Source organism: Pseudomonas sp. JQ170C (genome assembly GCF_035581345.1).
Taxonomy (GTDB): Bacteria; Pseudomonadota; Gammaproteobacteria; order Pseudomonadales; family Pseudomonadaceae; genus Aquipseudomonas.
In genome coordinates this window covers 2,479,427-2,502,030 of sequence record NZ_CP141608.1, presented here as the reverse complement: position 1 = coordinate 2,502,030, position 22,604 = coordinate 2,479,427, and the positions used below count along the sequence as shown (strand labels likewise).

The 22,604-nt window shown below is 59.4% G+C and carries 22 protein-coding genes and 1 pseudogene; 12 read left to right on the top strand and 11 right to left on the bottom strand.

Annotated features, from left to right (window positions below):
- Positions 1–42 precede the first annotated feature (42 nt).
- The 6 genes from U9R80_RS11640 (at position 43) to U9R80_RS11615 (ending at position 4,800) form a co-directional block, all read left to right on the top strand.
- Entirely contained in the window at positions 43–207 is a 165-nt protein-coding gene (locus U9R80_RS11640) for a hypothetical protein (protein WP_301840525.1), read from the top strand.
- The gene (locus U9R80_RS11635; RefSeq protein WP_301840524.1) at positions 204–491 is read left to right on the top strand and encodes a DUF7375 domain-containing protein; all 288 of its coding nucleotides are present in this window, start codon (positions 204–206) and stop codon (positions 489–491) included. Before U9R80_RS11640 ends, U9R80_RS11635 begins: the two co-directional genes overlap by 4 nt.
- Positions 478–873, top strand: a complete 396-nt coding sequence (locus U9R80_RS11630) for a hypothetical protein (protein WP_301840523.1) — start codon at positions 478–480, stop codon at positions 871–873. Before U9R80_RS11635 ends, U9R80_RS11630 begins: the two co-directional genes overlap by 14 nt.
- Positions 870–3,125, top strand: a complete 2,256-nt coding sequence (locus tag U9R80_RS11625) for a hypothetical protein (RefSeq protein WP_324804997.1) — start codon at positions 870–872, stop codon at positions 3,123–3,125. The genes U9R80_RS11630 and U9R80_RS11625 overlap by 4 nt, the downstream gene beginning before the upstream one ends.
- A 46-nt stretch (positions 3,126–3,171) precedes the next feature.
- A complete protein-coding gene (locus U9R80_RS11620; RefSeq protein ID WP_324804995.1) occupies positions 3,172–3,435 on the top strand; it encodes a hypothetical protein in 264 nt (87 codons plus the stop codon).
- Between the two features lie 147 nt (positions 3,436–3,582).
- Entirely contained in the window at positions 3,583–4,800 is a 1,218-nt protein-coding gene (locus U9R80_RS11615) for a hypothetical protein (RefSeq protein WP_301840520.1), read from the top strand.
- Between the two features lie 87 nt (positions 4,801–4,887).
- Here U9R80_RS11615 and U9R80_RS11610 read toward each other — a convergent pair whose 3' ends face one another.
- A complete protein-coding gene (locus U9R80_RS11610) occupies positions 4,888–5,295 on the bottom strand; it encodes a hypothetical protein (RefSeq protein ID WP_301840519.1) in 408 nt (135 codons plus the stop codon).
- Positions 5,296–5,745: 450 nt separating this feature from the next.
- Between U9R80_RS11610 and U9R80_RS11605 the strand changes: the two genes are divergently transcribed.
- Positions 5,746–6,318 carry a recombinase family protein gene (locus U9R80_RS11605; RefSeq protein WP_301840518.1) on the top strand — a complete coding sequence of 191 codons (573 nt, stop codon included), beginning with the start codon at positions 5,746–5,748 and terminating at the stop codon, positions 6,316–6,318.
- A 295-nt stretch (positions 6,319–6,613) separates the two neighbouring features.
- Here the strand turns inward: U9R80_RS11605 and U9R80_RS11600 are convergent, their stop codons facing one another.
- Positions 6,614–6,997 carry a Rap1a/Tai family immunity protein gene (locus tag U9R80_RS11600; protein WP_301840517.1) on the bottom strand — a complete coding sequence of 128 codons (384 nt, stop codon included), beginning with the start codon at positions 6,995–6,997 and terminating at the stop codon, positions 6,614–6,616.
- Positions 6,998–7,121: 124 nt separating this feature from the next.
- Here U9R80_RS11600 and U9R80_RS11595 point away from each other — a divergent pair, with 124 nt between their 5' ends.
- Positions 7,122–7,736: a hypothetical protein gene (locus tag U9R80_RS11595; protein WP_301840516.1), complete on the top strand. Its 615-nt coding sequence runs from the start codon at positions 7,122–7,124 to the stop codon at positions 7,734–7,736.
- Positions 7,737–8,015: 279 nt separating this feature from the next.
- On the opposite strand, the gene U9R80_RS11590 is transcribed toward U9R80_RS11595, so the two are convergent.
- From U9R80_RS11590 to U9R80_RS11575, 4 genes and pseudogenes are all read right to left on the bottom strand, one after another.
- Complete coding sequence (locus tag U9R80_RS11590; RefSeq protein WP_301840515.1) at positions 8,016–9,557, bottom strand: recombinase family protein; 1,542 nt, start codon at positions 9,555–9,557, stop codon at positions 8,016–8,018.
- A 66-nt stretch (positions 9,558–9,623) separates the two neighbouring features.
- Positions 9,624–9,830, bottom strand: a pseudogene (locus tag U9R80_RS11585) (TIGR00366 family protein); the annotation flags it as partial.
- A 110-nt stretch (positions 9,831–9,940) separates the two neighbouring features.
- A complete protein-coding gene (locus U9R80_RS11580; protein WP_274114310.1) occupies positions 9,941–10,597 on the bottom strand; it encodes a CoA transferase subunit B in 657 nt (218 codons plus the stop codon).
- Positions 10,598–10,633: 36 nt separating this feature from the next.
- Positions 10,634–11,332, bottom strand: coding sequence for a CoA transferase subunit A (locus U9R80_RS11575; RefSeq protein WP_301840514.1), 699 nt, complete (start codon positions 11,330–11,332; stop codon positions 10,634–10,636).
- Between the two features lie 137 nt (positions 11,333–11,469).
- On the opposite strand from U9R80_RS11575, the gene U9R80_RS11570 reads away from it, so the two are divergent.
- Together U9R80_RS11570 and U9R80_RS11565 are read left to right on the top strand one after the other, a co-directional pair.
- Entirely contained in the window at positions 11,470–12,375 is a 906-nt protein-coding gene (locus U9R80_RS11570; RefSeq protein WP_301840513.1) for a LysR family transcriptional regulator, read from the top strand.
- Positions 12,363–13,190, top strand: a complete 828-nt coding sequence (locus U9R80_RS11565) for an aldo/keto reductase (protein WP_301840512.1) — start codon at positions 12,363–12,365, stop codon at positions 13,188–13,190. The genes U9R80_RS11570 and U9R80_RS11565 overlap by 13 nt, the downstream gene beginning before the upstream one ends.
- A gap of 75 nt (positions 13,191–13,265) precedes the next feature.
- On the opposite strand, the gene U9R80_RS11560 is transcribed toward U9R80_RS11565, so the two are convergent.
- From U9R80_RS11560 to lexA, 4 genes are read right to left on the bottom strand one after another with little or no spacing between them, the layout of a single operon-like run.
- On the bottom strand, positions 13,266–16,373 hold the full coding sequence (locus U9R80_RS11560; protein ID WP_301840511.1) for an error-prone DNA polymerase: 3,108 nt from the start codon (positions 16,371–16,373) through the stop codon (positions 13,266–13,268).
- Complete coding sequence (locus tag U9R80_RS11555; RefSeq protein WP_301840510.1) at positions 16,349–17,761, bottom strand: Y-family DNA polymerase; 1,413 nt, start codon at positions 17,759–17,761, stop codon at positions 16,349–16,351. Before U9R80_RS11555 ends, U9R80_RS11560 begins: the two co-directional genes overlap by 25 nt.
- Before the next feature lie 6 nt (positions 17,762–17,767).
- On the bottom strand, positions 17,768–18,385 hold the full coding sequence (gene imuA, locus U9R80_RS11550; RefSeq protein WP_301840509.1) for a translesion DNA synthesis-associated protein ImuA: 618 nt from the start codon (positions 18,383–18,385) through the stop codon (positions 17,768–17,770).
- Positions 18,385–19,005, bottom strand: coding sequence for a transcriptional repressor LexA (gene lexA, locus U9R80_RS11545; RefSeq protein ID WP_301840508.1), 621 nt, complete (start codon positions 19,003–19,005; stop codon positions 18,385–18,387). Before lexA ends, imuA begins: the two co-directional genes overlap by 1 nt.
- Positions 19,006–19,081: 76 nt before the next feature.
- On the opposite strand from lexA, the gene U9R80_RS11540 reads away from it, so the two are divergent.
- Positions 19,082–19,732, top strand: coding sequence for an HAD family hydrolase (locus U9R80_RS11540; protein WP_301840507.1), 651 nt, complete (start codon positions 19,082–19,084; stop codon positions 19,730–19,732).
- A gap of 281 nt (positions 19,733–20,013) precedes the next feature.
- A complete protein-coding gene (locus U9R80_RS11535) occupies positions 20,014–20,877 on the top strand; it encodes a LysR family transcriptional regulator (RefSeq protein ID WP_301840710.1) in 864 nt (287 codons plus the stop codon).
- Here the strand turns inward: U9R80_RS11535 and U9R80_RS11530 are convergent.
- Positions 20,851–22,002 carry an HPP family protein gene (locus U9R80_RS11530; protein ID WP_301840506.1) on the bottom strand — a complete coding sequence of 384 codons (1,152 nt, stop codon included), beginning with the start codon at positions 22,000–22,002 and terminating at the stop codon, positions 20,851–20,853. The genes U9R80_RS11535 and U9R80_RS11530 overlap by 27 nt on opposite strands.
- Positions 22,003–22,604: the final 602 nt, after the last annotated feature.

Sequence of the window (22,604 nt, the reverse complement as noted above, 5' to 3'; positions counted from 1 at the left end):
TTCACCGATCTACGTTACATCCCTCCAACTCAGAGCGAACTGATGGCTTTGCTGGCACAAAAAGACGAACTGCAATCGAAGCTGGATGGCATGACCATTGCCCTTGAATTGATGGTACGACAGTACAACGAAGCTATTGATTTGTTGGAAGCCTCTACCTCTGTACTTGAGGGCATCACTGAAATTTCCCTAGGGGATGTTCAATGAAACTCACAAAAGCACAACAGAAATTTTTCACCAAATTTGTAGAGGATGCACTTCGATCCACGATGGAGGGAGTGAAGTCACCAGATGAAATTGACGAATTCTTGACTAGCACTGACCTCACACCTCTGGTGAGCGAGTACGGCACATCATTGTTGCAGCACGTGGATTTTCCCGCATTGAAGCGAGTTGATCGCTTCTTGCGGAGCGAGGAATATCAAGCCGTGATGTCTGCCATTACGCAGACGCTAACAGAAGTCACTAGGAGAACAGATGAAGCTACCTGAATATATTCAAGCCATGAGTGAAGGCGGGCCTGCCTTCTCAGTGCACTGCCTCGCAGGCCGTATCAACATCAAACGGCTACCGAGTGCGATGCGGGGTTATGTAAATCACCACGCTGGATGTACATATCAATATCGATATTTCTGGTTCGCCACTGAGGTTGGGCTAGTCGTAGCAGTAGCTGGTGACAGGAAATCAGTCGAAGCACTTGATGAATTCTTCACTACACCTCAGCCAACCTATGGCGAGTCGGAGCGTCAATACAAAGGCAATGGTTCAAAAGCGCTCCTGAGAGTCTTGAATACATTCCGAAAGGTTTATATCAGTTTGCCCGGCCAGCGCTCCTATGGCGGTTCTGTACTGCCCAAGGGGGAATCAGCATGATGAGCCAGGAAATCGTTAGACTCACTGGCAAGCTGTCACTTGATGTCGATATGCGACAGATGATTGCCTTTGAGAAAAAGCTTGCAGCTCTACAGCGTCGACTTCAAGAGTTTGGTAAGGCGGCTAACAAGAAACTGAAACTACAGGTGTGTGCCGATGCAGGGAATCTACATAAGCAACTGAAACAAAATGCTGCTCTATCGAAAGAACAGTTCACGGCTCAGTTGCAAGCAAGCAAATTCACCCTTGCAAATGCGAAAGCTCAAACTGCCCTTTCGATAGAACAGACAAAGCAAGCCCTGAAGCAATCTCAGGTGGCCAAAGCCGCCCAACAGCACAACATGAGGGCTGAAGTACACGCCCAGCGTATGCAACGTGAGAGAGCCAATACCTCAGCCGCTGAGGCACGTTCCCGCACAGCCCTGGGGCGAGCTGAGGCATTCGTTCAACAGCAGCAGGAGAAGCGCCAGAAGGCCCTTGAACGACAAGCACAACGGGCGTCCTATCAACGTTCAAGCGGTAGTGTTCACCGTGGTGGCCATGGTCTTGGCGGAATGGCCGGGCGAATGTCTATGGTGCCTTCGATGGGGCCAATGGTCGGCTTGGGAGGCGCTGCCGCTGGTGCTGCTGTCGCAATTGGTGCAATGGCTGCCGCCGCTGTTGCTGCAACTCTCGCATTCGCTTCAAGTGCAGAAAGGACGGCTAACGCCCGAGATACGCGATTGGCTTCCTTCACCGCCGCCGCAGGCAGTAGAGAAGGCGGAATCAGAATGGAAAAGAGCTATCAGACGCTTGCTGATTTCCTTGGGTTGAATGCGAAAGAAGGTGGCAGAGACTACGCCAAAGTGACTGGTGCCTTTGCAAAACGTATGGGTGTCCAGAAGGCCGAAGAGACAACACGCGGAATCATGGCATTTGGTAAGTCACAAGGCATGTCTCAAGACGACTTGTCCAACATGAACCGCGGCATCATTCAAGCGCTCGGTAAGAACCAGCTCTACAGCGAGGAATGGACAGGTCAGATTTCAGAGCACATGGGGGCAAACGCTAACCAATTTGGTGCTGAAGCTTGGCAACGTACTGTCGGGGGCAAACTTCAAGGTGATGCTGCCGAGAAGGCGTTCTCCGATGCCCGTGAAAAGAAATTGATCAAGGGTAGCGAGGTCGTTACGAAGTTCTTTGAGCACCTCGGGTCAATCATGGAGCAGCATGCGAACGATGGCGGCGCCCTCGATGTTGCTCGTAGTACGCAGGAATCCCGTACCAATCGTTTTAACAATCAGCTAGACAATCAAATGGTACAAGCCTACGAGTCAAACAATGGAAAGCTGAAAACCTCGATTGGCGAGTACACCTCAGCAAAGCAAGAGCTGTTGAAGTCACTAGGGCCTCAGTTCGATCAGTTTGCTAGCTTCTCTGCTGACACACTGGATAATTTGACTAGAATTCTGAAACTAGCCAAAGAGGTGATTGATACCCTCAATAGTCCTGACCCGAAAGCAATGGAGCGATACTTTAGTCCAGATTCGATTGAGAAGTTCAAACAAGCCTGGAATGCCTTTGGCGATTCAATGACCAATCATTTCGACACGTTGAAGAAGCTTTGGCAAAGTATCTTCGGGGATGATGGTTCCCGGGATGTCATGTCCTTCCTTTTGAACCGTATCGCTGACGTTCTCAACCTAGCCAGTGAAACATTTGGTGTTATCGATTCTGCCATTGAGAAAATTCGAGCTGTATTGATTGCGGCGGGGATACTCAAGCCAGATGCGGAGCAAAAGAAAATTGCTGAAGCGAAGGCCGAAACAACAGCGCCCGAAACTGGCAATCAGTATATGACGAAGACGCCAGAGCCGGGCCATGAATGGGATACTCCAAAGCCATTGGGTGGGGCCAGTCTCAACCCTGTAGAAGTGCAAAATTCAGCCGATAGTTTGCAGCGGCGGATTTCAGCTATGAACATACCTGCGATGGATATTCCAGACTATTACAAAGCTCCTCCAGTGCACAAAGGCAAAACGCATTCATACGCTGATTTTGACTATGAGAAACTAGCTGCGACCATCAGTTCTGGCAAAACCAACCTTGGTGTTCAGGCACCAACTGAAGTCAAGCTTGAGCTGAACTTCCATGGTGTCACTCAGGAATCTGAAATTATCCAACGTGCTGCTGGTGAAATCTCAGAAATTGCACGCAGGTCGTTTGAAGACCAAATCGCCCGTGCCTCTTCAGGCTTGAAAGAACTCAAATAACAGATGGCCTTCGGGCCATCCCCTAAAACTCACAGAACCCATGCCAATGTACATCGGTAAGACAGCGCTCGTCCTTTGTTTGACCTGGATGCTTTTTGCACTATCGCACTTCAATCAAGCTTCTGAAATTGAATCTATCCGGCAACAGTCGATAGAGCTGAACCGGCAAACATATAACAGACTCCAGATAGAACGTTCGCAAGATAGGGCGCTCAACGAAGAGCAAGCGCGAAAAATCGTTTCCGTAGAAATTATGCGAGCAACCCCTAACAAATTCGACAACCAAAGTCACTGGGAGAAAAATCCATGAATAAAACTTGTACCTGTAATTATTGCGGTCATGTGTTTTCGGCACCCAAACGTCGACACTACTGCAACGCATTCTGCTTCCACTCCGATCCAATGAATCCAAAAGCTCAAAACCCAATCCACGCCACCCATAATGGAGCAAATACACATGAAATCAGCAACAGCCAAACCCGCCACTAAGCGTCAACCGACCTGCCCACAGTGCAAGAAGCGTTTTCGTACAGCTAGCAAGACAGCAAAATTTTGTTCGACAGTCTGCCGCACCAATGGCAACAATGAAACACGCCGCGTAAAGTATCTATTCAATGCTACAAACTCCCCATTCTTCCAAGAGCTGGCCCGTCAGGCTATCCGTGCGAGAACGCTTCTGATCTACAAGGATTTCTCGCAGGAACAACTTGAAGCACTTTATGAGGTGTACGCCGCCTGCCAGAAAATGAATGGTTATGGCCTACGTAAAGAATACGGTGAAGCTCAGTTTGAAATCAGCCACATTGCCCCGGTGCGAGGTAAAAGCTCTGTCGGTCTATTCCGTGCTGATAATCTAGTGATTGCTCCAATGGCGTTGAATCGTGCTCACAGCAACAAGCATTTTGCTGGTGGTGCATCAATCCCCACGGCTGATCTATCTCCACGCTTCGCCCTGGAGAAAGAGGCAAATCACGCTGAGGTGATTCAACGTATCATCAAGCTCATTGGTGAGAAGGTTGTTATGGCCGTGGTAAAGTCGAAGAAAATTCAACCATCCAAGCGACAGGCCCTGTACTCGTGGCTAGTCGATAACCTCGATCCAGCAAACCCGTATCATGCCAAGCACCTGACAACGATTGAAACGGCGACAGCTCGGGTACTTGCGGGGATAAAACAAGAAGTGCAAGGAAAGGAAAAAGCGACTGACTTTCGAGTATTCCAGTGGTTCGACGATGACACCAGCGTTCTGCTAGCCGAGTGGGAACGCATAGGGAAAGCGCATCGCCCTGAAATCTTGCCCGCCCTTGAGCGCCTGAAATTCCTCGATACCAACACCAGCCATCGTTTCCGCTTGCAGTTTGATGCAATCGACAAACAGTTGGTTTTCGACATGCTCCACGGCAGGCCAGCCTACACAGTGGACTCCACGATTGACGCCATGTATGCCGAAGCGCTTGCATCGCCCGTGATGTACCAGCCAACCGAAGCCCTCCTGCGAGCCGCTCCAGCCGGGCAGGGTCCAGCAGCTCACAAGGTCGCATCGCACACAAGCATCACTCTGTCCTTCCTTGAAGAACTGGATAGCTTGATGGAGCACGTTGCTCCTGCTGCTCTCCTTGCTGCCCCATCAGGGCCAGTTGAGGAACCACAGTTCATAGTTCGCTCGTGCAGGTAGGGATGTGATCCACACGGTGGAATCAGCCTGCAAGCCACGTATTACAAGGGCTAGAGGGGTGTTTCAGTGTGCGTGCAAAGCACTCAATCATTGCTGCCTGGGGCGAAAGCCCCGGTAAATCCAGCCGATCAACCAGCCAGCAATGTAGAGCCCTACGCTCAGTCCAAGCCAAATACCCAGCGCTGTAGTCATAGTCTCCGTTCGTTCGCTAGGGAGCGCCGCCAGTGCTTTTGCATAATCCTCGTTTTCTTTTTGAATGTCTTTTTTCAAGCCAGTGATGTAGTCATTTGAATACGACGATTCCGTAGCTTCCTTTAGATAGCGGGTCAACTGATCCATTGTTGTCTGATGGTAATACGTGGTTCTTTCCTCGGTGGGCATGACCACCTGTGCGTACCAACCGATGAGAATTGCCATAACTAGGCAGATCACCACCCAAAGCCTTTGCCACCCGTTCATCCCTTTGCCTTTTCCTTGCGATTTTAGATAGGCCATTTTGCGACGCGAAGTCTTTTAAAGAAAGCGCCTGTGAAACCCTCAGAAACTCTCGAACAACCTGCTGAAAACGTCAGGTTTCCGGGTCATCTTTCAAATGGGAAACCTTGCAGCACCTCTACAGCCCTGATTCTACGTGGCTTCACTCACTCGGTTGTGTAGCAAAGGCGGTTCTCCATAGCCAATTTTCAGTTTCTGAAAGAAAACGGTGAGAAATCCATTTCAAACTCACCAATAGAGGGGGTTGTCAATGGTTTCTCCACTTATCTCATCGGAACGGTTTGAGTTCCGCATTCAAGTCATTGGTGCACTTGGCTTGGTGCCAACAATCGTCCGTTAGACGATACCAGCAGAAACTGCCTAAAATTGGTGTCATAAAATGTGCTTTCTATTTGGTGACACCGCTGATAAAATGACACCACACTTGATGAGCACAGCAGGAAGCCAACCATGTCTCGCACCTTCGTTTACGCCCGTGTTTCCACCAGTGACCAAACCACTGACAACCAGTTGCTTGAAATCCGGTCGGCTGGATTCGATGTGCAGGATCATCGGGTGATTGCTGAGACAATCAGTGGCAGCACACAGGCTAGCGAGCGCCCCGGCTTTCAGAAGCTGCTAGAGCGGATGGAGAAGAGTGATGTGTTGATTGTCACCAAGCTTGACCGCCTTGGACGGAATGCAATGGATGTCCGCACCACTGTCGAATCTCTGTCTAACGCTGGTATCCGTGTTCACTGCCTCGCCCTGGGGGGCGTAGACCTCACGAGTGCAGCAGGCAAGATGACCATGCAAGTGCTGAGTGCCGTAGCTGAGTTTGAGCGTGACCTGTTGATCGAACGCACCCATGCAGGCATCAACCGTGCAAAATCCGAAGGCAAGAAGCTAGGGCGCCCCGAGGCGGTAGGGACTACCAAGGATGTGCAGGAGTGTAAGGCGGATGGTTTGAGCCAGAGCCAAACTGCTGAGAAGCTTGGTATCAGCTTGGCCACCACCAAGCGCCATTGGAACAAAGCAGCGTGACCAGACCTTCGATTGGGGGCGCCATCTAGCAACCAATACCCACTCATACAAAGTAATCAATCGCCTTGCTATGGCTCTTTCTGGGGCTGTGGTGAGGCGTTTTCGTTGGTGGCTACGATGCCTGAGCACCACAGGTTATTTCGAGGAATAAACGGTTTCTATTTTCCCCTCTCACGCCCTGCTAAGAAGCACGGGCAAGTCGCTATATTATTTTTTCAACTGGAATTCCAATCCACTCTCGAAGTGCATCCTGAAAAATTTCGGTGACTGGAAAATCGTCTATAAGTGTCCCGCTCTAGGAGCTACCTTTACAGGGATAGGCTTGTAGGTAGGCAAGGCTTGTGAGCTCCATCGGACTCTTGTGCAAAGACTCGGGATGATCTTCAAGATACTTGATCACAACCCTGATAGCCTGCCCTTGCGTGAACTGCTGTTCAGGTATGCAGACCACCGGCTTTTCTGGGTTGATCGCTTTGTAGAGTATGAATGAATTGCCTACGGCAGGGATCATGCCCGCACAGTACCCCATATTGAATTGCTCAGCGAGCGGGCCTGATGGATTGTCTATGAAGTCCTTGCAGGCGGTTAGCAGGTCTTGTCCATTTGTCACTCTGCCGGGTTCTGCAATTGCTGCGACGGAGAATGCGGAGAGGGCTACAGCTAAAATTCGTCTTTTCATGGCACAACAGTCCTTTGAGCGTGGCGGCAATATAGCATCGCTACCACCCTGCGTGCGAACGTGACAGGGCTCCGTCAATCCTCCGCCTAGCTCTGGTACGCTATGGCTTTGGACCAGGGACTCTATGTACGTGAAGCTCACATGGAAACAGGTTTTCAGTTGGCCGAAGCTAGCCCTAGGTGCTGCCGCCACAGCTTTGATTGTTTATGCTGTAGAGCATGGTGAGTTCCCTGCATGGCTATCCCGTGCCTTTTCGTTCACTTCGGAGTTTCTAGCTACATCGGTGTCACTCAGCGCCTGGATCATTCTGCTGCCCGTAGTGGTCCTAGGCTCCTTGGCGTATCTGCTCACGTGGCTCCAGAGCCGGGAACTGGCCAAGATGTATGACTACAGCGACCGTTTGAAACTCAGTCTCGAAAAGTCTCAGTTCCGCTGTAAAGAGCTAGAGCAGCAAATTGAGGATCTTTCCAATCCACGGAAAGCGCTTGAAGAGCCGCTTCCGATTTCAGCCTTCAATGCCCTCAACTCCATTGCATTGCTAATAGACAGTGGTATCAACCCTCTGCTAATGCATGTCGGGACCTCACTCGGTGTCGGCTGGGTTGAGGCCCACGCGGCTATCGACATCCTGAAAGATAGGAAGATGATTCAGGTATACGGCACGGATAGTGGGCCTGTGTATGAACTCACGCCTCAGGGACGGGCCTACTATATAGAACATAGGGTTGTGGGTAGATGATTTTTAGTGGCGCTGACGCTAGGTAGTTACACGGACAGAACAGGCTGGGAGCCTTGTGTTACTTGGGCGTTGCTGTGGTTTTCGGTGTGCGAAATTTAAGGCACCTATACTCTTTTTTCGGAAAAAGCAAGAGTTTCTCTTGACAAGATTCCGGTGAACCATATAATGCTTTACTGCGTCAGCAGCATCCCTGATTTCTCCAGTCGGACGCCCATAACAAATAACATCAACATGAATTATAGCTTTTGCTTTTCTGTGCATAGCATCGGTGTGTACAGCTCATCGCCTCTTCATCCCTTCCATCACTGCCTTCGGAATCACAATCTTCTTCGGGATGGTGATGGTTGGCTGCTGGACAGGAATCATGTACACCTTCTCTTTCCCTTCGATTGTGAATGAATAATTTTTAGTCTTCCTGATGTACCCAGTGTATTGGAATACCCTGTCATTGCCGTGCGAGGTTACGAGCTTCCCGCTCTTGTCGCAGGTGATGGTGTAGCCAATAAGCTGGAGGTCTTTGTTCCAGAGCATCTTGTCAGGGTCTTCCCGTTTTACGTGCTCAATGAAGTCAGGATAGGTCAACGGTATTTCGCCTGCCGTTAGCAGGGCATGTTCCGCTTGTAACTTCTCCTGCTCCGTTTTCAACGCCGTTATCTGCTCCAGCAGTTCGGTCATCGGCCCTACTTGAGAAATGGCCTGTGCAAGACCTGCAAGCCTTACAGCCAGGGTTTCCAATTCACCATCAATCACGATGATTCGCTTCTGATTCACTGACAGCTTTTTGGCCTGAGCAATCTCCATATCTGCACCCACGCTCGTGATCAAGACAATTCTATTGAGCACTCCCAGCGGGATGCTTTTGGAGTTCTCGCACTTGTCCGCCGTGCTCATGAAGCGATTGGAGCACTGGAGCACAGTGGGTTGATCCTTGAATACGTGATAGTTGAAATTTCGCCCGCAATGAGCACATTTCACAATGCCGGTAAGGTGATGCTTGGTTGGGCTGGATGGTCGTGTGGTGCGATTGGAGCTGATCTTCTGCTGAACCCTATAAAACAGTTCATCACTCACCACAGCGGGATACACCTTGGGAATGTCTTTCCACTTGCCTATTGCAATTGGATTTATCAGCCAACGCTTGAGCGTGGAGCCGTAAAGGTCTTTGAATTCTTCGACGCCGGTAGCCTGGAGCTTTCGCAGTATCGTGCGTTCGCCAAATCCATCAGCGTACAGCTCGAATGCAGTCATGATATGCGGGGCGATGTGTTCAACAAGCTGCCCCTCGGAGTTGAGCCACAAAGGTGTACGGCGCTTTGGGACTTTCCCGGCCTTGGCTTCCTGTTCACGCTTTTCGTACGAAGCTCTCACACGTCGGCTCAGGTTTTCGGAGAACTGGTTTGCCGCTTGAATTTTCGCAACCAACAGGAAGATGTGCCCACCATTGAGGCTGGCTTTCGTATACTCCGTGCCATCGTCCAGCGTCACCAGCGTGACCCCGGCCTGCAGGATAGGGCTTATCACCTTGGATAGCATTTCCATTGTTTCAAGCCGTCCCGCACGGTCGAGGGCTTCGACAAGAACGCAATCACCGGATCGGATGAACCCTGCTTCAACAGCAGCTAGTAGCTCCCCCATGCCCCCCTCGATGTGATGTCCTTTCCAGCCAGACTTGCCCAAGTCTTCAAAGCTCAGGTCTGCTAGAACATAGTTGGGGTGCTTGTCGAGCCACGTTTGCACCATAGCTGTCTGCCTGTACCGGCTGGAACCTTTGGCCTGTGGTGCACTGGAGAAGCGTATGTAACTGATGGCGTGGCGTTTCATATGCGTGACCGATACAAGGCTAGTGGGAATAGCCTATCAGCCTTATTACGGTATTGCAGCCTACAGCATGGTGAAGGGAATCAGGCTCCAGAAACCGTCGCCGAAGGCCTTGGCGGTGTCGGTGGGCTTGGCGCCCATGGCAAGGGCAGCGACCGAAACCAGCACCACGGCCAGGGCGGCGAACACCCAGGAGTCGGGGAACCAGCGTTCGGCCCAGTTGGAGCAACGCAGGGCAAAGCGGGCGGAGCGGCTGTCTTGGATATCAGCGGCCACGGGGTTTTCCTTTTATTGGTTTTATCTGGAACAGCAAAGCCCCATCGCGGGGCAAGCCCGCTCCTACCGTAGGAGCGGGCTCGCCCCGCGATGGGGCCCTTGTAAACGTCTTAAAACGTCATTTCTTTCACATCATCCGGCACGATCAGCTTGCCGGCGGTCTTCTCGATGATCTCTTCAACCGTCACGCCTGGCGCGGTTTCGCGCAGGATGAAGGCGCCGTCTTCGATCTCAAGGTAAGCCAGGTCGGTCAGCACCTTGCGGATGCAACCGGCACCGGTCAGCGGCAGGCTGCAGCGTGGCAGCAGCTTGGACTCGCCATCCTTGGACGCGTGGGTCATGGTCACGATGATGTTGTCGGCACCGGCCACCAGGTCCATCGCCCCGCCCATGCCCTTGACCAGCTTGCCCGGGATCATCCAGGAGGCGATGTTGCCTTCCACGTCCACCTCAAAGGCGCCGAGCACGGTGAGGTCGACATGACCGCCACGGATCATCGCGAAGGATTCGGCCGAGCTGAAGATCGACGCGCCACGGCGGGCGGTCACGGTTTGCTTGCCGGCGTTGATCATGTCGGCGTCCAGCTGTGCTTCGGTGGGGAATTCACCCATGCCCAGCAGGCCGTTTTCCGATTGCAGCATCACATCCATATCGGCCGGGACGTAGTTGGCCACCAGCGTGGGGATACCGATACCGAGGTTGACGTAGTAGCCGTCCTTGAGTTCGCGGGCGACGCGCTGGGCCATTTGTTCGCGGGTAAGTGCCATGGTCAGGATCTCTTTGTTGTTCTGTTCGGGGATGGGTCAGGCTTTGAGGGTGCGTTTTTCAATACGCTTCTCGAAGGTGCCGACAATCACCCGGTCGACGTAGATACCCGGGGTGTGGATCTCGGTGGGCAGCAGGACACCCGGCTCGACGATCTCTTCGACCTCGACCACGGTGATCTTGCCGGCGGTGGCGGCCAGCGGGTTGAAGTTCTGCGCGGTGTTGCGGTACACCACGTTGCCGTAGTGGTCGGCCTTCCAGCCCTTGACGATGGCGAAGTCACCGGTGATGGCTTCTTCAAGGATGTACTTGCGGCCATTGAATTCGCGCACTTCCTTGCCGTCGGCAACCGGGGTGCCGTAGCCGGTGGCGGTGAAGAAGGCCGGGATACCGGCGCCGCCGGCGCGCATTTTCTCGGCCAGGGTGCCTTGGGGGGTCAGCTCGACTTCCAGCTCGCCACTGAGCAACTGGCGCTCGAACTCGGCGTTCTCGCCCACATAGGAGGCGACCATCTTGCGGATCTGGTGATCTTCGAGCAGCACGCCCAGGCCAAAGCCGTCGACGCCGCAGTTGTTGGAGACCACGGTCAGGCCCTTGACGCCACGGCGCTTGATCTCGTTGATGAGGTTTTCCGGGATGCCGCACAGGCCAAAACCACCGGCCAGTACCGTCATGTCGTCGGTCAGGCCTTCAAGGGCCTGTTCATAGGTTGCTACGCGCTTGTCCAGTCCGGCCATGGTGATCCGCCTTTTGTAGTTGTTGAACCGACAGGGGTGTCGGTAAGCGTTTGACGCATCTTCACCCCAATAGACTTATTTGTTAATTTTGTTTTTATGATCGTTTGATAAATTTTTTAAAAGAATAGACCACTCCCATGAACGTCAAACAGCTGCGCGCCTTCGTCACCGTTGCCAAGTACCAGAGCTTTGCCCAGGCCGGTGAGCACCTGCACCTGTCGCAGCCGGCCCTGAGCCTGACCATAAAGGCCCTGGAAGACAACCTGGGCGGCGCCCTGCTCAGCCGCACCACCCGCAGCGTCAGCCTGACCCCCGAGGGCGAAGTGCTGCTGCCCCTGGCCCGACAGCTGCTGGCCGACTGGGACAACACCGAAGAACTGCTGCGCCAGCGCTTTACCCTGCAACTGGGGCGGGTGGCCATTGCCGCCATGCCCGCCTATGCCGGCAACCTGCTGCCGGCGGCGCTGAAGGTGTTTCGCCAACGTTACCCGCGGGTCAACGTCACCGTGCACGACGTGATCAACGAACAGGTACTGGAGCTGGTCCGCCACCGGCGCGTCGAGCTGGGCATCGGTTTTGAACCGGAGGCCAGCGAGCCGCTGGTATTCAAGCCGCTGTACCTGGACCGCTTCGTCGCCGTGGTGCCGGCCGACTCGCCCCTGGCCCGGCAACAACAGGTGACCTGGCGCGAATTGCTCGCCGAAGACTTCATCGCCCTGCAACGCCCTTCGGCGGTGCGCCTGCTGCTGGAGCAGCACCTGGCCGCCGAACACGGCAAGCTGGCGGTGGCCTTCGAGAGCCACCAGCTGTCGACCATCGGCCGCATGGTTGCCAATGGCCTGGGCGTCAGCGCGGTGCCGGCCCTGTGCATCGGCCAGATGGAAGAACTTGGCGCGCGCTGCGTTACGCTGGTCGAGCCGAGTATCGAACGCCGTATTGGCGTCAGCCTGCTGGCTGACCATAAACTCTCGGCAGCGGCCCAGGCGCTGCTTGAAGTGCTGCAGCAACATTCCCGACTCCAGGAGGTGACATGCGTACAGTAAAGCTTGCCGACCAACACGTGCCTGCCATTGGCCAGGGCACTTGGTACATGGGCGAAGACCCGGGCCAGCGCAGCCGCGAAGTGACTGCGTTGCAACAGGGGATCGAGCTGGGCCTGACGCTGATCGACACGGCCGAAATGTATGCCGAAGGCGGCGCCGAGCAGGTGGTAGGACACGCCATCGCCGGGCGCCGCGACCAGGTCTTCCTGGTCAGCAAGGTTTACCCGCACAACGCCAGCCGCACCGGCGTGCCGGCGGCCTGCGAACGCAGCCTCAAACGCCTGGGCACCGACTACATCGACCTTTACCTGCTGCATTGGCGCGGCCAGTACCCGCTGGACGAAACCGTCGAGGCGTTCGAGCGCCTGCGTGAGGCCGGCAAGATCGGCCGTTGGGGCGTGTCGAATTTCGATGTCGACGACCTGCGCGAACTGCATGAACACAGCAGCCACTGCGCCGCCAACCAGGTGCTGTACAACCCGGCCCAGCGCGGCATCGAATTCGACCTGCTGCCCTGGAGCCACAAGCGCCAGTTGCCAACCATGGCCTACTGCCCGCTGGCCCAGGCCGGGCGTTTGCTCAACCACCCGACCTTGACCGAGATTGCCGAGCGCCATGGCGCGACGCCTGCCCAGGTGAGCCTGGCCTGGGTGACCCGCGAGGACGGCGTGATCGCCATTCCCAAAGCGGTGGACCCTGAACATGTACGCCTGAATGCAGCAGCTGCCCACCTGGTACTGAGCAGCGAAGACCTGCGCGCCATCGACCGCGCCTTCCCGCCGCCAACGCGCAAGCAGCACCTGGCAATGGTTTGAGTCCTCCGGTAGGAGCGGGCTTGCCCCGCGATAGCAATCTGTCTGACGCACCACTATCGCGGGCCAAGCCCGCGCCTACCGGAAATCCCGGCTGCGTACGTCCAGCCCCTGCAACAGCGGGCTCAGGTCTTCCAGCCGCTGTGCGATCAAGTGCCGTACCCCGCTTTCACTCTCGAGCTTTCCGCTCACCCGCAACAGCTGCGACCCCACCAGGGCCCGCCGCTGGCGCTCGGCCAGGTCGCGCCAGACCACTACGTTGACGTTGCCAAACTCATCTTCCAGGGTCACGAAGGTCACGCCGCTGGCGGTCCCCGGTCGCTGGCGCCCGGTGACCAATCCCGCCACGCTGACCTTGTCGCCATGCCCGGCGGCCTCCAGCGCCTTTGAACTGCGACAGCCCAACGCATTCAGGCGACGGCGCAGCAAGGTCAGGGGATGCGGCCCCAGGGTGGTCCCGACGCTGGCGTAGTCAGCGAACATGTCTTCGCTGATCGAGGGCTGCGGCAAGTCCACCGCCAGCTCCTCGACAGGTTCCAGCGCCGCGAACAGCGGCAGCTGCGCCTGCACCGCCGCCACCTGCCAGCGGGCCTGGTAGCGGTCGCTGGCCAGGGCGCGCAAGGCACCGGCGTCGGCCAGCAGCGCTCGGGCCCGGGCATCGAGCTGCGCCCGCAGGCACAGGTCGCCGACATCCCGCCAACCCTGCGCGGTGCGGGCCTGTTCGATGCGCCGGGCATCGGCCTCACGAAAGCCGCGCACCTGTCGCAACCCCAGGCGCAGGGCCAGGGCCTGCCCTGCCCCCGGCTCCAGGCTGCAATCCCAGTCGCTGTGGCAGACATCCACCGGACGGATCTCGATGTGGTGGCGACGGGCGTCCTGGAGAATCTGGTCAGGGCTGTAGAAGCCCATCGGCCAGCTGTTGATCAGCGCACAGGCAAAAATCGCCGGCTCATGGCACTTGAGCCAGCAACTGGCATAGGTCAGCAAGGCGAAGCTCGCGGCATGGGACTCGGGAAAACCATAACTGCCAAAGCCCTTGATCTGCTCGAAGATGCGCTCGGCGAACTCGCTGCTGTAGCCATTGCCACGCATGCCGCTGATCAGCCGCTCGCGGTGCGGCTCAAGGCCGCCGTGGCGCTTCCAGGCGGCCATGGCCCGGCGCAGCTGGTCGGCCTCGCCCGCCGAGTAGCCACCGGCGACCATCGCCAGCTCCATGACCTGTTCCTGGAACAACGGCACACCCAGGGTACGCTCGAACACCTGCTGCAGTGCCGGTGACGGATAGTTCACCGGCTCCAGGCCCTGGCGCCGGCGCAAATACGGGTGGACCATGTCGCCCTGGATCGGCCCCGGGCGCACGATAGCCACCTCGATCACCAGGTCGTAGAAGTCCTTGGGCTTGAGCCGCGGCAACATGGCCATCTGCGCCCGTGACTCGATCTGGAACACCCCGACGGTGTCGGCGCGACCAATCATTTCATAGGTCGCGGCGCAGTCCGCGGGGATGGTCGCCAGGGTCAGTTCACGGCCACGGTGGCGATACAGCAGGTCGAAACAACGGCGCAAGGCCGTGAGCATGCCCAGGGCGAGAATGTCGACCTTGAGCAGGCCGACCAGGTCGAGGTCGTCCTTGTCCCACTGGATCACGGTCCTTGCGTCCATCGCCGCGTTCTCCACCGGTACCAGGCTGTCCAGCGGCTGCTCGGAAATCACAAAACCGCCCGGGTGCTGGGACAGGTGCCGGGGGAAGCCGATCAGTTCGCCGGTCAGCGCCAGCACCCGGCGCAGCAACAGGCTGTCGGGGTCGAAACCGGCTTCGCGCAGTTGCTCGGGCGGCGGCAGGCGATCGCTCCAGCGTCCGCAGCAGTCGGCCAGGGCATTGATCTGCGCCACCGGCAAGCCCAGCACCCGGGCGATATCGCGTACCGCACCGGCGGCATGGTAGGTGCTGGCCACGGCCGTCAGGGCCGCGCGATGGCGGCCGTAGCGGTTGAAGACGTACTGCAGCACTTCTTCCCGGCGCTCGTGCTCGAAATCGACATCGATGTCGGGTGGCTCATCCCGCTCGCGCGACAGAAAACGCTCGAACAACAGATGGCTGCGCATCGGGTCCAGCTCGGTGATGCCCAGCACGTAACACACCACCGAGTTGGCCGCCGAGCCCCGCCCCTGGCAGAGGATGCCCTGGCCACGGGCAAACTGGACGATGTCATGCACCGTCAGGAAATAGCTTTCGTAGTTCAGCTCGGCGATCAGTTCGAGCTCATGCTCCAGCGCCTGGCGCGCCTTCGCTTCGATGCCCCCGGGCCAGCGCCAGCGCTGCCCCTGTTCACACAGGTGTTGCAACCAGCTGCTGGCCGTCTGGCCGGCCGGGACCAGCTCGCGGGGGTACTGGTAGCGCAACTGGCTCAGGTCGAAACGGCAGCGCTCGGCGATGCGCAGGGTTTCATCGAGCAAGGCCTGTGGGTAGAGCTCGGCCAGTTGCGCCAGCGGGCGCAGGTGGCGCTCCCCGTTGGCGAACAGTCGCTGCCCGGCCTCGGCCACGGTGCAGTGGTGACGGATGGCCGTCATGCTGTCCTGCAGGGCGCGTCGCCCCCGGGCGTGCATGTGCACATCGCCCGCCGCTACGGCGCGGACCTGCAACGCCTCGGCCAGGGCCTGCAACTGCTGCAGGCGCAGCCCGTCGTCGGCGCCACGGTGCAGCTCCACCGCCAGCCACAGGCGCTCGGCGAAACGCTCGCGCAACCAGTACCCGGTGGCCAGGTCATCCGCGTGGCCATCAGGCACCCACAGGGCCAGCAGGCCCTCCAGCGGCCTGTCGAAATCCTCGCGCAGCAGCTGGTACTCGCCCTTTTTCGCCCGCCGCCGGCCGAGGGTGATCAGCCGGCACAGGTGCTGGTAGCCGGTCAGGTTTTCGGCCAGCAACACCAGCTTGGGCCCTTGGTGCAGGCGCACTTCGCTGCCGATGATCAGGGCCAGGCCAGCGGCCTTGGCCGCCTGCCAGGCCCGCACGATACCCGCCAGGGTGCATTCGTCGGTAATGGCCAGGGCCTGGTAGCCGTGCTGGCGGGCACGCTCGAACAACTCACGGGCACTGGAGGCACCGCGCTGGAAGCTGAAATTAGACAGGCAGTGCAGTTCGGCGTAAGCCTGTGGCGTGCTCATGCAAACCAGCCCTGCAGCCACAACGGACCGTCCTCACCCAGGTTGCGGTAGGCCCAGGCATACAGCCCGGTCGGGGTCTGCACCCGGTAGTAGTCGCGGCGTATATCACCGCCATCCCACCAGCCGGACTCGATCCGCTCGGCGCCCGTCAGCAGCTGCACGCCGGCCCCCGGCAAGGCCTGGGGCTCAGCCAGCAGCCAGCCCGGACGCGGCGCCGTGGGTGCCGGTGGCAACGTGGCGGCGCTGTCCAGGCGCCAGGCGCACTCGGGGCGATGATCGTCCTGGGCCGCGAGGTTGCGCACCGCGCTATCGCCCAGGCGTGCGCGCAGGCGTTCGCGCAACTGCTCCCAGGGCTGGTTCTGCTGCGCACGCGGGTCGAACAGCTCACGGTGTTGCGGCACAAAGGCCGGGAGGTCTTCGGCCAGCAGGCGCAGGTTGCGCACCGGCGCGCCCAGTTGCAGTTGCTCCAGGCGCCCGCGGGCCAGCTCGAAGAGCATCTGCGGATCGCGCTCGGTAGCCAGCAGACCGACGTTTACGCAGGTGTCGGGGCCCTCGGCGTGTTCCAGGTGCAGGCAGAAGCGCTGTACGCCACTGTCGCGCCCGGCCAGGAACGCGGCCAGGTCGTTGATCAGGCGGCGCATCGGAAAGAGCAAGGCCTGGTGCGACTCCACATCGAAATTCAGTTCAAGCCGGGCATCGAAGCGATCCGGCGGCAGGTAGAACGCCAAGGCCATGGGCCGCAGCCCCAGCAGGCGGTCCAGGTGCAGTTGCACCGGGGCGGCGAAACGCCGGGCCAGGGCCTGGCGCGGCAACGCCATGACCTGGCCGAGCCGGTGCAGGCCCATGCGCGCAAACGCGCTGGCCGCCTCCGCTGGCAAGCCGACCCGTTCGATGGGCAGTTGCTCAAGGGCGGCGCGGGTTTGCTCGGCGCAGGTCAGCGCCAGGCCATCGTGACAGTTAGCAAGCATGCGCGCGGCCACCGGGTTGCTGGCCAGCACGATACGGTGGCGAAACCCCAGGGCACTCAATTCGGCCCGCAGCCGCGCCTCGAACGCAGGCCACGGCCCGAACAGCCCCAGACTGGATTCGACCTCAAGCAGCAGCACCCGCGGGTAGTGCACGCTGACCTGGGAACTGAAGCGGTAGGCCCAGGCGGCAAGCAGTTGCTGGAGCGGCTCGATGGCGGCCGGGTCGTGGTCCACACAGGTGAAATGCCCCGCCAGCGCCTGGGCGGTGGTCAACGGCTGGCCGGCACGCAGGCCCAGGGCGCTGGCGGCCGGATTGACCGCCTGCAGCACCCGGCGCTGGGGCGGCCCGCTGAGCAGCACCAGCGGCGTGTCGAGGTCGTCGCGCCCGCGCAGCACAGCGTCGAGTGCCAGCTGCGGCAGCAGGATACAGGCCCAGAGCATGATCCATCAGCCTCGCCCGGGGCAGGCAATGGGCGTGGCCGGGGCCAGCCCGCCCCGGCACTTGAGCACCCGCCACTGGGCCGGGCGGGCATCGACGGCAATGCGCAACGCCGCCGGCGACGGATTGAGCGCCGCCTGCAGCGGGCGCAAGGCAAAGGCCAGGGTCTGGCCGCTTTCGGCGGCTACCTGCAAACGGCGCAAGGCGCGGTCGTCGGCCTTGTGCGGCCAGCACAGCACCGCGCCACAACTGCCCGAGCGCAGGCACTGCTCAGCGGCCCAGAGCACCTCGCCAGGTTGCGCCTGGATCAGGGCAATGTGCTGCAAGTCGACCCCGGCGGCCTGCCAGGCAGGTGCGTAGGGCACAAAGGGCGGTGCGACCAGCACCACCCGTTCGCCAGCGGCGGTCAGGCGCGCCAGGCTCGGCCAGAGCAAGTGCAGCTCGCCACAGCCCTCGGCGGCCAGCAGCACCTCGGTGAGCGCAGCCGCTGGCCAGCCGCCACTCGGCAGCGCCGCATCCAGCAGCGCATGGCCGGTAGGCTGCAGGCCCTGGGGCTGCGCCTGGGGGCGGCCCTTCCAGACCCGTTGCTGGTCGAGCAGCCCGTCGAGGCTGACCACCGCGCCCATCAGCCGCGCCTCACCAGGCCGCAGAACACGCCTTCGATGACGAAGTCCTGGCCCGGGCCAATGTCGATCGGCGCATAGGCCGGGTTGCGTGGCAGCAGGCGGTAATGCTGGGCGCTGACCTTCTCGAAGCGCTTGATGGTCACTTCACCCTCCAGGCGGGCGACGATGATCTGCCCGTCGCGGGCCTCGGCCTGCTGCTTGATGCCGACCAGGTCGCCGTCGAGGATGCCGTCGCCGAGCATCGAGTCGCCGCGCACCTTGAGCAGGTAGTCGGGCGAGCGGCTGAACAGGTGGGCATCGAGCATGAGTTGTTCGTGGATGTCGACATCGGGGCCGATCGGCCGCCCCGCCGCCACCTGGCCCAATACCGGGATCTCCAGCACCTCGGGGCGGCGCAAGGCACCGGCCAGGCGAATGCCCCGGGCCTGGTTGGGCGTGACCTCGATGAACCCGGCCTCGCTCAAGGCCTGGATGTGCTTGCGCGCCACGCTGCGCGAGGCAAAACCGAAGGCCGTGGCGATATCGGCCAGGCTCGGCGGCTGGCCGTGGTCGGCGATGCGATCGCGGATGAACGTGAGGATGGCGCTGCGTTTGGGCGATAAAGTATTCATGGAGTACATTTGTACTCTTTTCGTATCCCGCTGACCAGCCCCCTTGATCGGGTTATGCTGGGCGGCCCTTGCAGCGGACCCCGACATGCTTGAAGCCCTGTTGTTCGACCTCGACGGTACCCTGACCGATACCGACAGATTCCATCTGCTGGCCCTGCAACAGCTGTTGCGCGAACAGGGCCGGACATTGACCGAAGCCGAATTCGACGCCCACGTCAGCGGTCGGGCCAACGCCGACCTGTGCCGCTACCTGTTTCCCGACCGGCCACTCACCGAGCACCAGGCCTTCGCCGACCTCAAGGAGGCGCGCTTTCGTGCCCTGTCGCCGACCCTGCAGCCCACCGCTGGCCTGCTGCGCCTGCTTGCACATGCCGAACAGCACGGCATCGGCATGGCCGTGGTCACCAATGCGCCGCGCGCCAATGCCGAGCACATGCTCGGCGCCATGGCGCTGGGTGGGCGTTTCGCCCATGTGCTGGTGGCTGAAGAACTGGCGCGGGCCAAGCCTGATCCGCTGCCGTACCTCACCGGCCTTGAGCGGCTTGGCGCGCGGGCGGCCCATGCCCTGGCGTTCGAGGACTCGGTGCCGGGGGTGACCGCTGCCAGCGCGGCGGGTATCTTCACGGTGGGGGTGTCGACCAGCCAGACCGCCGAAGCCTTGCAGGCCGCCGGGGCGCAGCTGGTGGTGGCGGATTTCGAGGATGCCCGGCTGTGGAAACTGATTCAGGCCTTGTAGGAGCGGGCTTGCCCCGCGACAGCAATCTGTCTGACGCACCGCTATCGCGGGGCAAGCCCGCTCCTGCCGGAGATCCCGGCTGCGCATGTCCAGCCCCTGCAGCATCACCCGCCCGCCTTTGACCCGTACACCATCCACTGCGCTGTAGGAGCGGGCTTGCCCCGCGATAGCAATCTGTCTGACACACCGCTATCGCGAGGCAAGCCCGCTCCTACGGTTCGGCAGCCCTATTTCGGTGCAAAGGCACTAGAATGGGCAACCTTTCCCACCCGGCAACCTCCATGGATATCGAGCTGGCCCGCACTTTTCTAGAAATCGTCCGCAGCGGCAGCCTGGTCTCCGCCGCCGAACGCTTGCATGTCACCCAGACCGCCATCACCGCCCGGGTGCAAAAACTCGAACAACAATTGGCCTGCCAGCTGTTCATCCGCAGCCGCAGCGGTGCCAGCCTCACGGCCGATGGTGAAGCCTTCGTGGTCTATGCCAATCAGTTGGTGCAAACCTGGGAAGCAGCCCGCCGCGACCTGCCACTACCCCAGGGTTGTCACCAGGTGCTGCACATCGGGGGCGAAGTGAGCCTGGGCAATCCCATGGTGCTTGGCTGGGTCAGCGCCCTGCACCGGGCAATGCCCAGCCATGCCATTCGCAGCGAGGTCAGCGACGGCGAATCATTGCTGCGCAAGGTGGAAATGGGTGTGCTCGACGCCGTGCTGGTCTATCAGCCCACCTATGGCCCAGGCCTGCAAGTGGAGCAGCTCATGGAAGAAAAGCTGATACGCGTGCGCCGCAGGGACAACCCCGAACCCTACATCTACATCGACTGGGGCCAGGCCTTTCGCCGCCAGCACGACGCGGCCCTGCCCGAGTGCGCGCGCCCGGCCCTGAGTTTCAACCTCGGCCCGCTGGCGCTGCAGTACATCCTCGAACACGGCGGCAGTGGCTACTTCCGTACCCGGGTGGTCCAGGCCTACCTGGACAGCGGCGTGTTCGAGCGGGTGCCGCAAGCCCCGGAATTCACCTACCCCACCTACCTGGTCTACGCCCGCGAGCGCGATAGCCAGGCGCTGCAGCAAGCCATCAGCGTGCTGCAGCAGGTGGTCGCCAGTGAGAGCGATTGGTCACAGCGCTGGGACCCGGTCATCTGAACGCGCCGGGGTGCTGAGCACGTGGCGCTTGAGCCCGGCGATCAGGTCGGTCTGGGTAATCACCCCGACCAGCTGTTCGCCGTCCATCACCGGCAGGCAATGCAGCCCCTGCTCACTGAGCAGCGGAATCAACGCCACGGCGGGTTCATCCCGGCGGACGGTGACCACCGGCCGGCTCATGATCTGCTCAAGCACCACCTTCGGCTGACGCCCGAACAGCCCGCGCCAGCTGAAGCGTGACTGGGCCATCGCCGGGCCGACCAGGTCACTCAAGCTGACAATGCCCACCAACCGACGGGTTTCATCCAGCACCGGCAGGGTCTTCAAGTGGTGGCTCGACAGCTGCTGCCAGGCCTCCTGCAACGTGGTTTTCGGCGTGGCCTGCTGCACATCGCGGGACATCACCGACGCCGCGGTGATCCCGCCAAGGCTGCGCTGCAAGGCATGCTGCTCGGTGGCCAGAATGATCCGCTCAAGTTCATCGCGGGTCACATCGACAAACTCACCCAGCTCCTCCAGGGCATGGTCCAGGTCCGCCCCGCTGACCCCGACCCGCTCGGCGGGCACGGTATCGGCGGTGTGGTGCAGGTCTTTGCGCGGCGCCGCCGTTTTCGGGTAACGCACCCCCGTCAGGCGGTTATAGATCACCGCTACCGCCACCAGCACCAGGGCGTTGAGCATGATCGGCTCGAACACCTGGTTGCCCATGGAGGCCAGGGAGGAATCCGCCAGCACCACACTCACCGCCACTCCGCCCCCGGGCGGATGCAGGCAGCGCAGCAGGCACATCACTACAATCGCCAGCCCCAACGCCAGGGCCGCCACCCACAGCGCCGAGCCGAACCAGTGGTGCAACGCCAGCCCGACCACGGTGGCGCAGGCATAGCTGCCCACGAACGGCCAAGGCTGTGCCAGCGCGCCGGAATGCACGGCAAACAACAGCACAGCCGAAGCCGCCAGGGGGCCGAGCAAGTGCAGCGCCACGGTGGCACCGAACGCCTGGCTGCAGGCAAGGCCTGCGAGCAACAGGCCGAGCAGTGCACCGATGCTTGCGCGTACACATTCTTTAAAGGGGATGTTCAGTGGGGCCGGCAGCAGCCGGTGGAACAGACCGCGGGTAGACATGGGGAAATCGGGTACCTGGCAGTAAAAAAAGGTTCTTCACGGTTTTACGGGTTTGATGTTGTTTGTGGCTTTGTGGCTTGTGGCTTGTGGCTTGTGGCTTGTGGCTTGTGGCTTGTGGCTTGTGGCTTTTGTGAGCTTATCCATTGGCCAAGGCGGCGCCGAGTCACCTTTGCGCCCTTACGGCGCCTTACTTTTTTTCAGTCGAAAAAAAAAGTAAGCAAAAAATTCTCGCCCCACCAGGGGCCCTACGCTTCGCTTCGGGTCCCCTCGCTACGGTGTCGCTACGGGGCATTGCGAGCTACGACTTGCTTCGCCAAGTCTACGCTTCGCAACTTCGGCCACGGCCGAAGGCGCTTCGCGCTAGCCCCTACACGACACCTCCACTCGGCCCTTCTGGTTAACGGGGCAGGTAGATCAAAAGCAAGATCAAAAGCAAAAGAGCAAAAGCAAAAGCAAAAGCAAAAGCAAAAGAGCGGTGCCTACTGACTCACCTTGGTCCAAAAGCAAGAGCGCAGCGAATTGTGCTCTTGATCTTGATCCACCGGCCCCGTTAACCAGAAGGGCCGAACGGAGGTGTCGTGAAGGGGTGAGTGCGAAGCACC

What these genes read in the sequence shown, in the direction of transcription:
- U9R80_RS11595 (WP_301840516.1), top strand. Translation starts at nt 7,122, where the DNA reads ATGTACGTGAAGCTCACATGGAAACAGGTTTTCAGTTGGCCGAAGCTA.
- U9R80_RS11535 (WP_301840710.1), top strand. Translation starts at nt 20,014, where the DNA reads ATGGATATCGAGCTGGCCCGCACTTTTCTAGAAATCGTCCGCAGCGGC.
- U9R80_RS11605 (WP_301840518.1), top strand. Translation starts at nt 5,746, where the DNA reads ATGTCTCGCACCTTCGTTTACGCCCGTGTTTCCACCAGTGACCAAACC.
- U9R80_RS11555 (WP_301840510.1), bottom strand. Translation starts at nt 17,761, where the DNA reads ATGCTCTGGGCCTGTATCCTGCTGCCGCAGCTGGCACTCGACGCTGTG.
- imuA (WP_301840509.1), bottom strand. Translation starts at nt 18,385, where the DNA reads ATGGGCGCGGTGGTCAGCCTCGACGGGCTGCTCGACCAGCAACGGGTC.
- U9R80_RS11580 (WP_274114310.1), bottom strand. Translation starts at nt 10,597, where the DNA reads ATGGCACTTACCCGCGAACAAATGGCCCAGCGCGTCGCCCGCGAACTC.
- U9R80_RS11540 (WP_301840507.1), top strand. Translation starts at nt 19,082, where the DNA reads ATGCTTGAAGCCCTGTTGTTCGACCTCGACGGTACCCTGACCGATACC.
- U9R80_RS11640 (WP_301840525.1), top strand. Translation starts at nt 43, where the DNA reads ATGGCTTTGCTGGCACAAAAAGACGAACTGCAATCGAAGCTGGATGGC.
- U9R80_RS11600 (WP_301840517.1), bottom strand. Translation starts at nt 6,997, where the DNA reads ATGAAAAGACGAATTTTAGCTGTAGCCCTCTCCGCATTCTCCGTCGCA.
- U9R80_RS11620 (WP_324804995.1), top strand. Translation starts at nt 3,172, where the DNA reads ATGTACATCGGTAAGACAGCGCTCGTCCTTTGTTTGACCTGGATGCTT.
- U9R80_RS11565 (WP_301840512.1), top strand. Translation starts at nt 12,363, where the DNA reads ATGCGTACAGTAAAGCTTGCCGACCAACACGTGCCTGCCATTGGCCAG.
- U9R80_RS11590 (WP_301840515.1), bottom strand. Translation starts at nt 9,557, where the DNA reads ATGAAACGCCACGCCATCAGTTACATACGCTTCTCCAGTGCACCACAG.
- U9R80_RS11530 (WP_301840506.1), bottom strand. Translation starts at nt 22,002, where the DNA reads ATGTCTACCCGCGGTCTGTTCCACCGGCTGCTGCCGGCCCCACTGAAC.
- U9R80_RS11575 (WP_301840514.1), bottom strand. Translation starts at nt 11,332, where the DNA reads ATGGCCGGACTGGACAAGCGCGTAGCAACCTATGAACAGGCCCTTGAA.
- lexA (WP_301840508.1), bottom strand. Translation starts at nt 19,005, where the DNA reads ATGTACTCCATGAATACTTTATCGCCCAAACGCAGCGCCATCCTCACG.
- U9R80_RS11570 (WP_301840513.1), top strand. Translation starts at nt 11,470, where the DNA reads ATGAACGTCAAACAGCTGCGCGCCTTCGTCACCGTTGCCAAGTACCAG.
- U9R80_RS11635 (WP_301840524.1), top strand. Translation starts at nt 204, where the DNA reads ATGAAACTCACAAAAGCACAACAGAAATTTTTCACCAAATTTGTAGAG.
- U9R80_RS11615 (WP_301840520.1), top strand. Translation starts at nt 3,583, where the DNA reads ATGAAATCAGCAACAGCCAAACCCGCCACTAAGCGTCAACCGACCTGC.
- U9R80_RS11625 (WP_324804997.1), top strand. Translation starts at nt 870, where the DNA reads ATGATGAGCCAGGAAATCGTTAGACTCACTGGCAAGCTGTCACTTGAT.
- U9R80_RS11630 (WP_301840523.1), top strand. Translation starts at nt 478, where the DNA reads ATGAAGCTACCTGAATATATTCAAGCCATGAGTGAAGGCGGGCCTGCC.
- U9R80_RS11610 (WP_301840519.1), bottom strand. Translation starts at nt 5,295, where the DNA reads ATGGCCTATCTAAAATCGCAAGGAAAAGGCAAAGGGATGAACGGGTGG.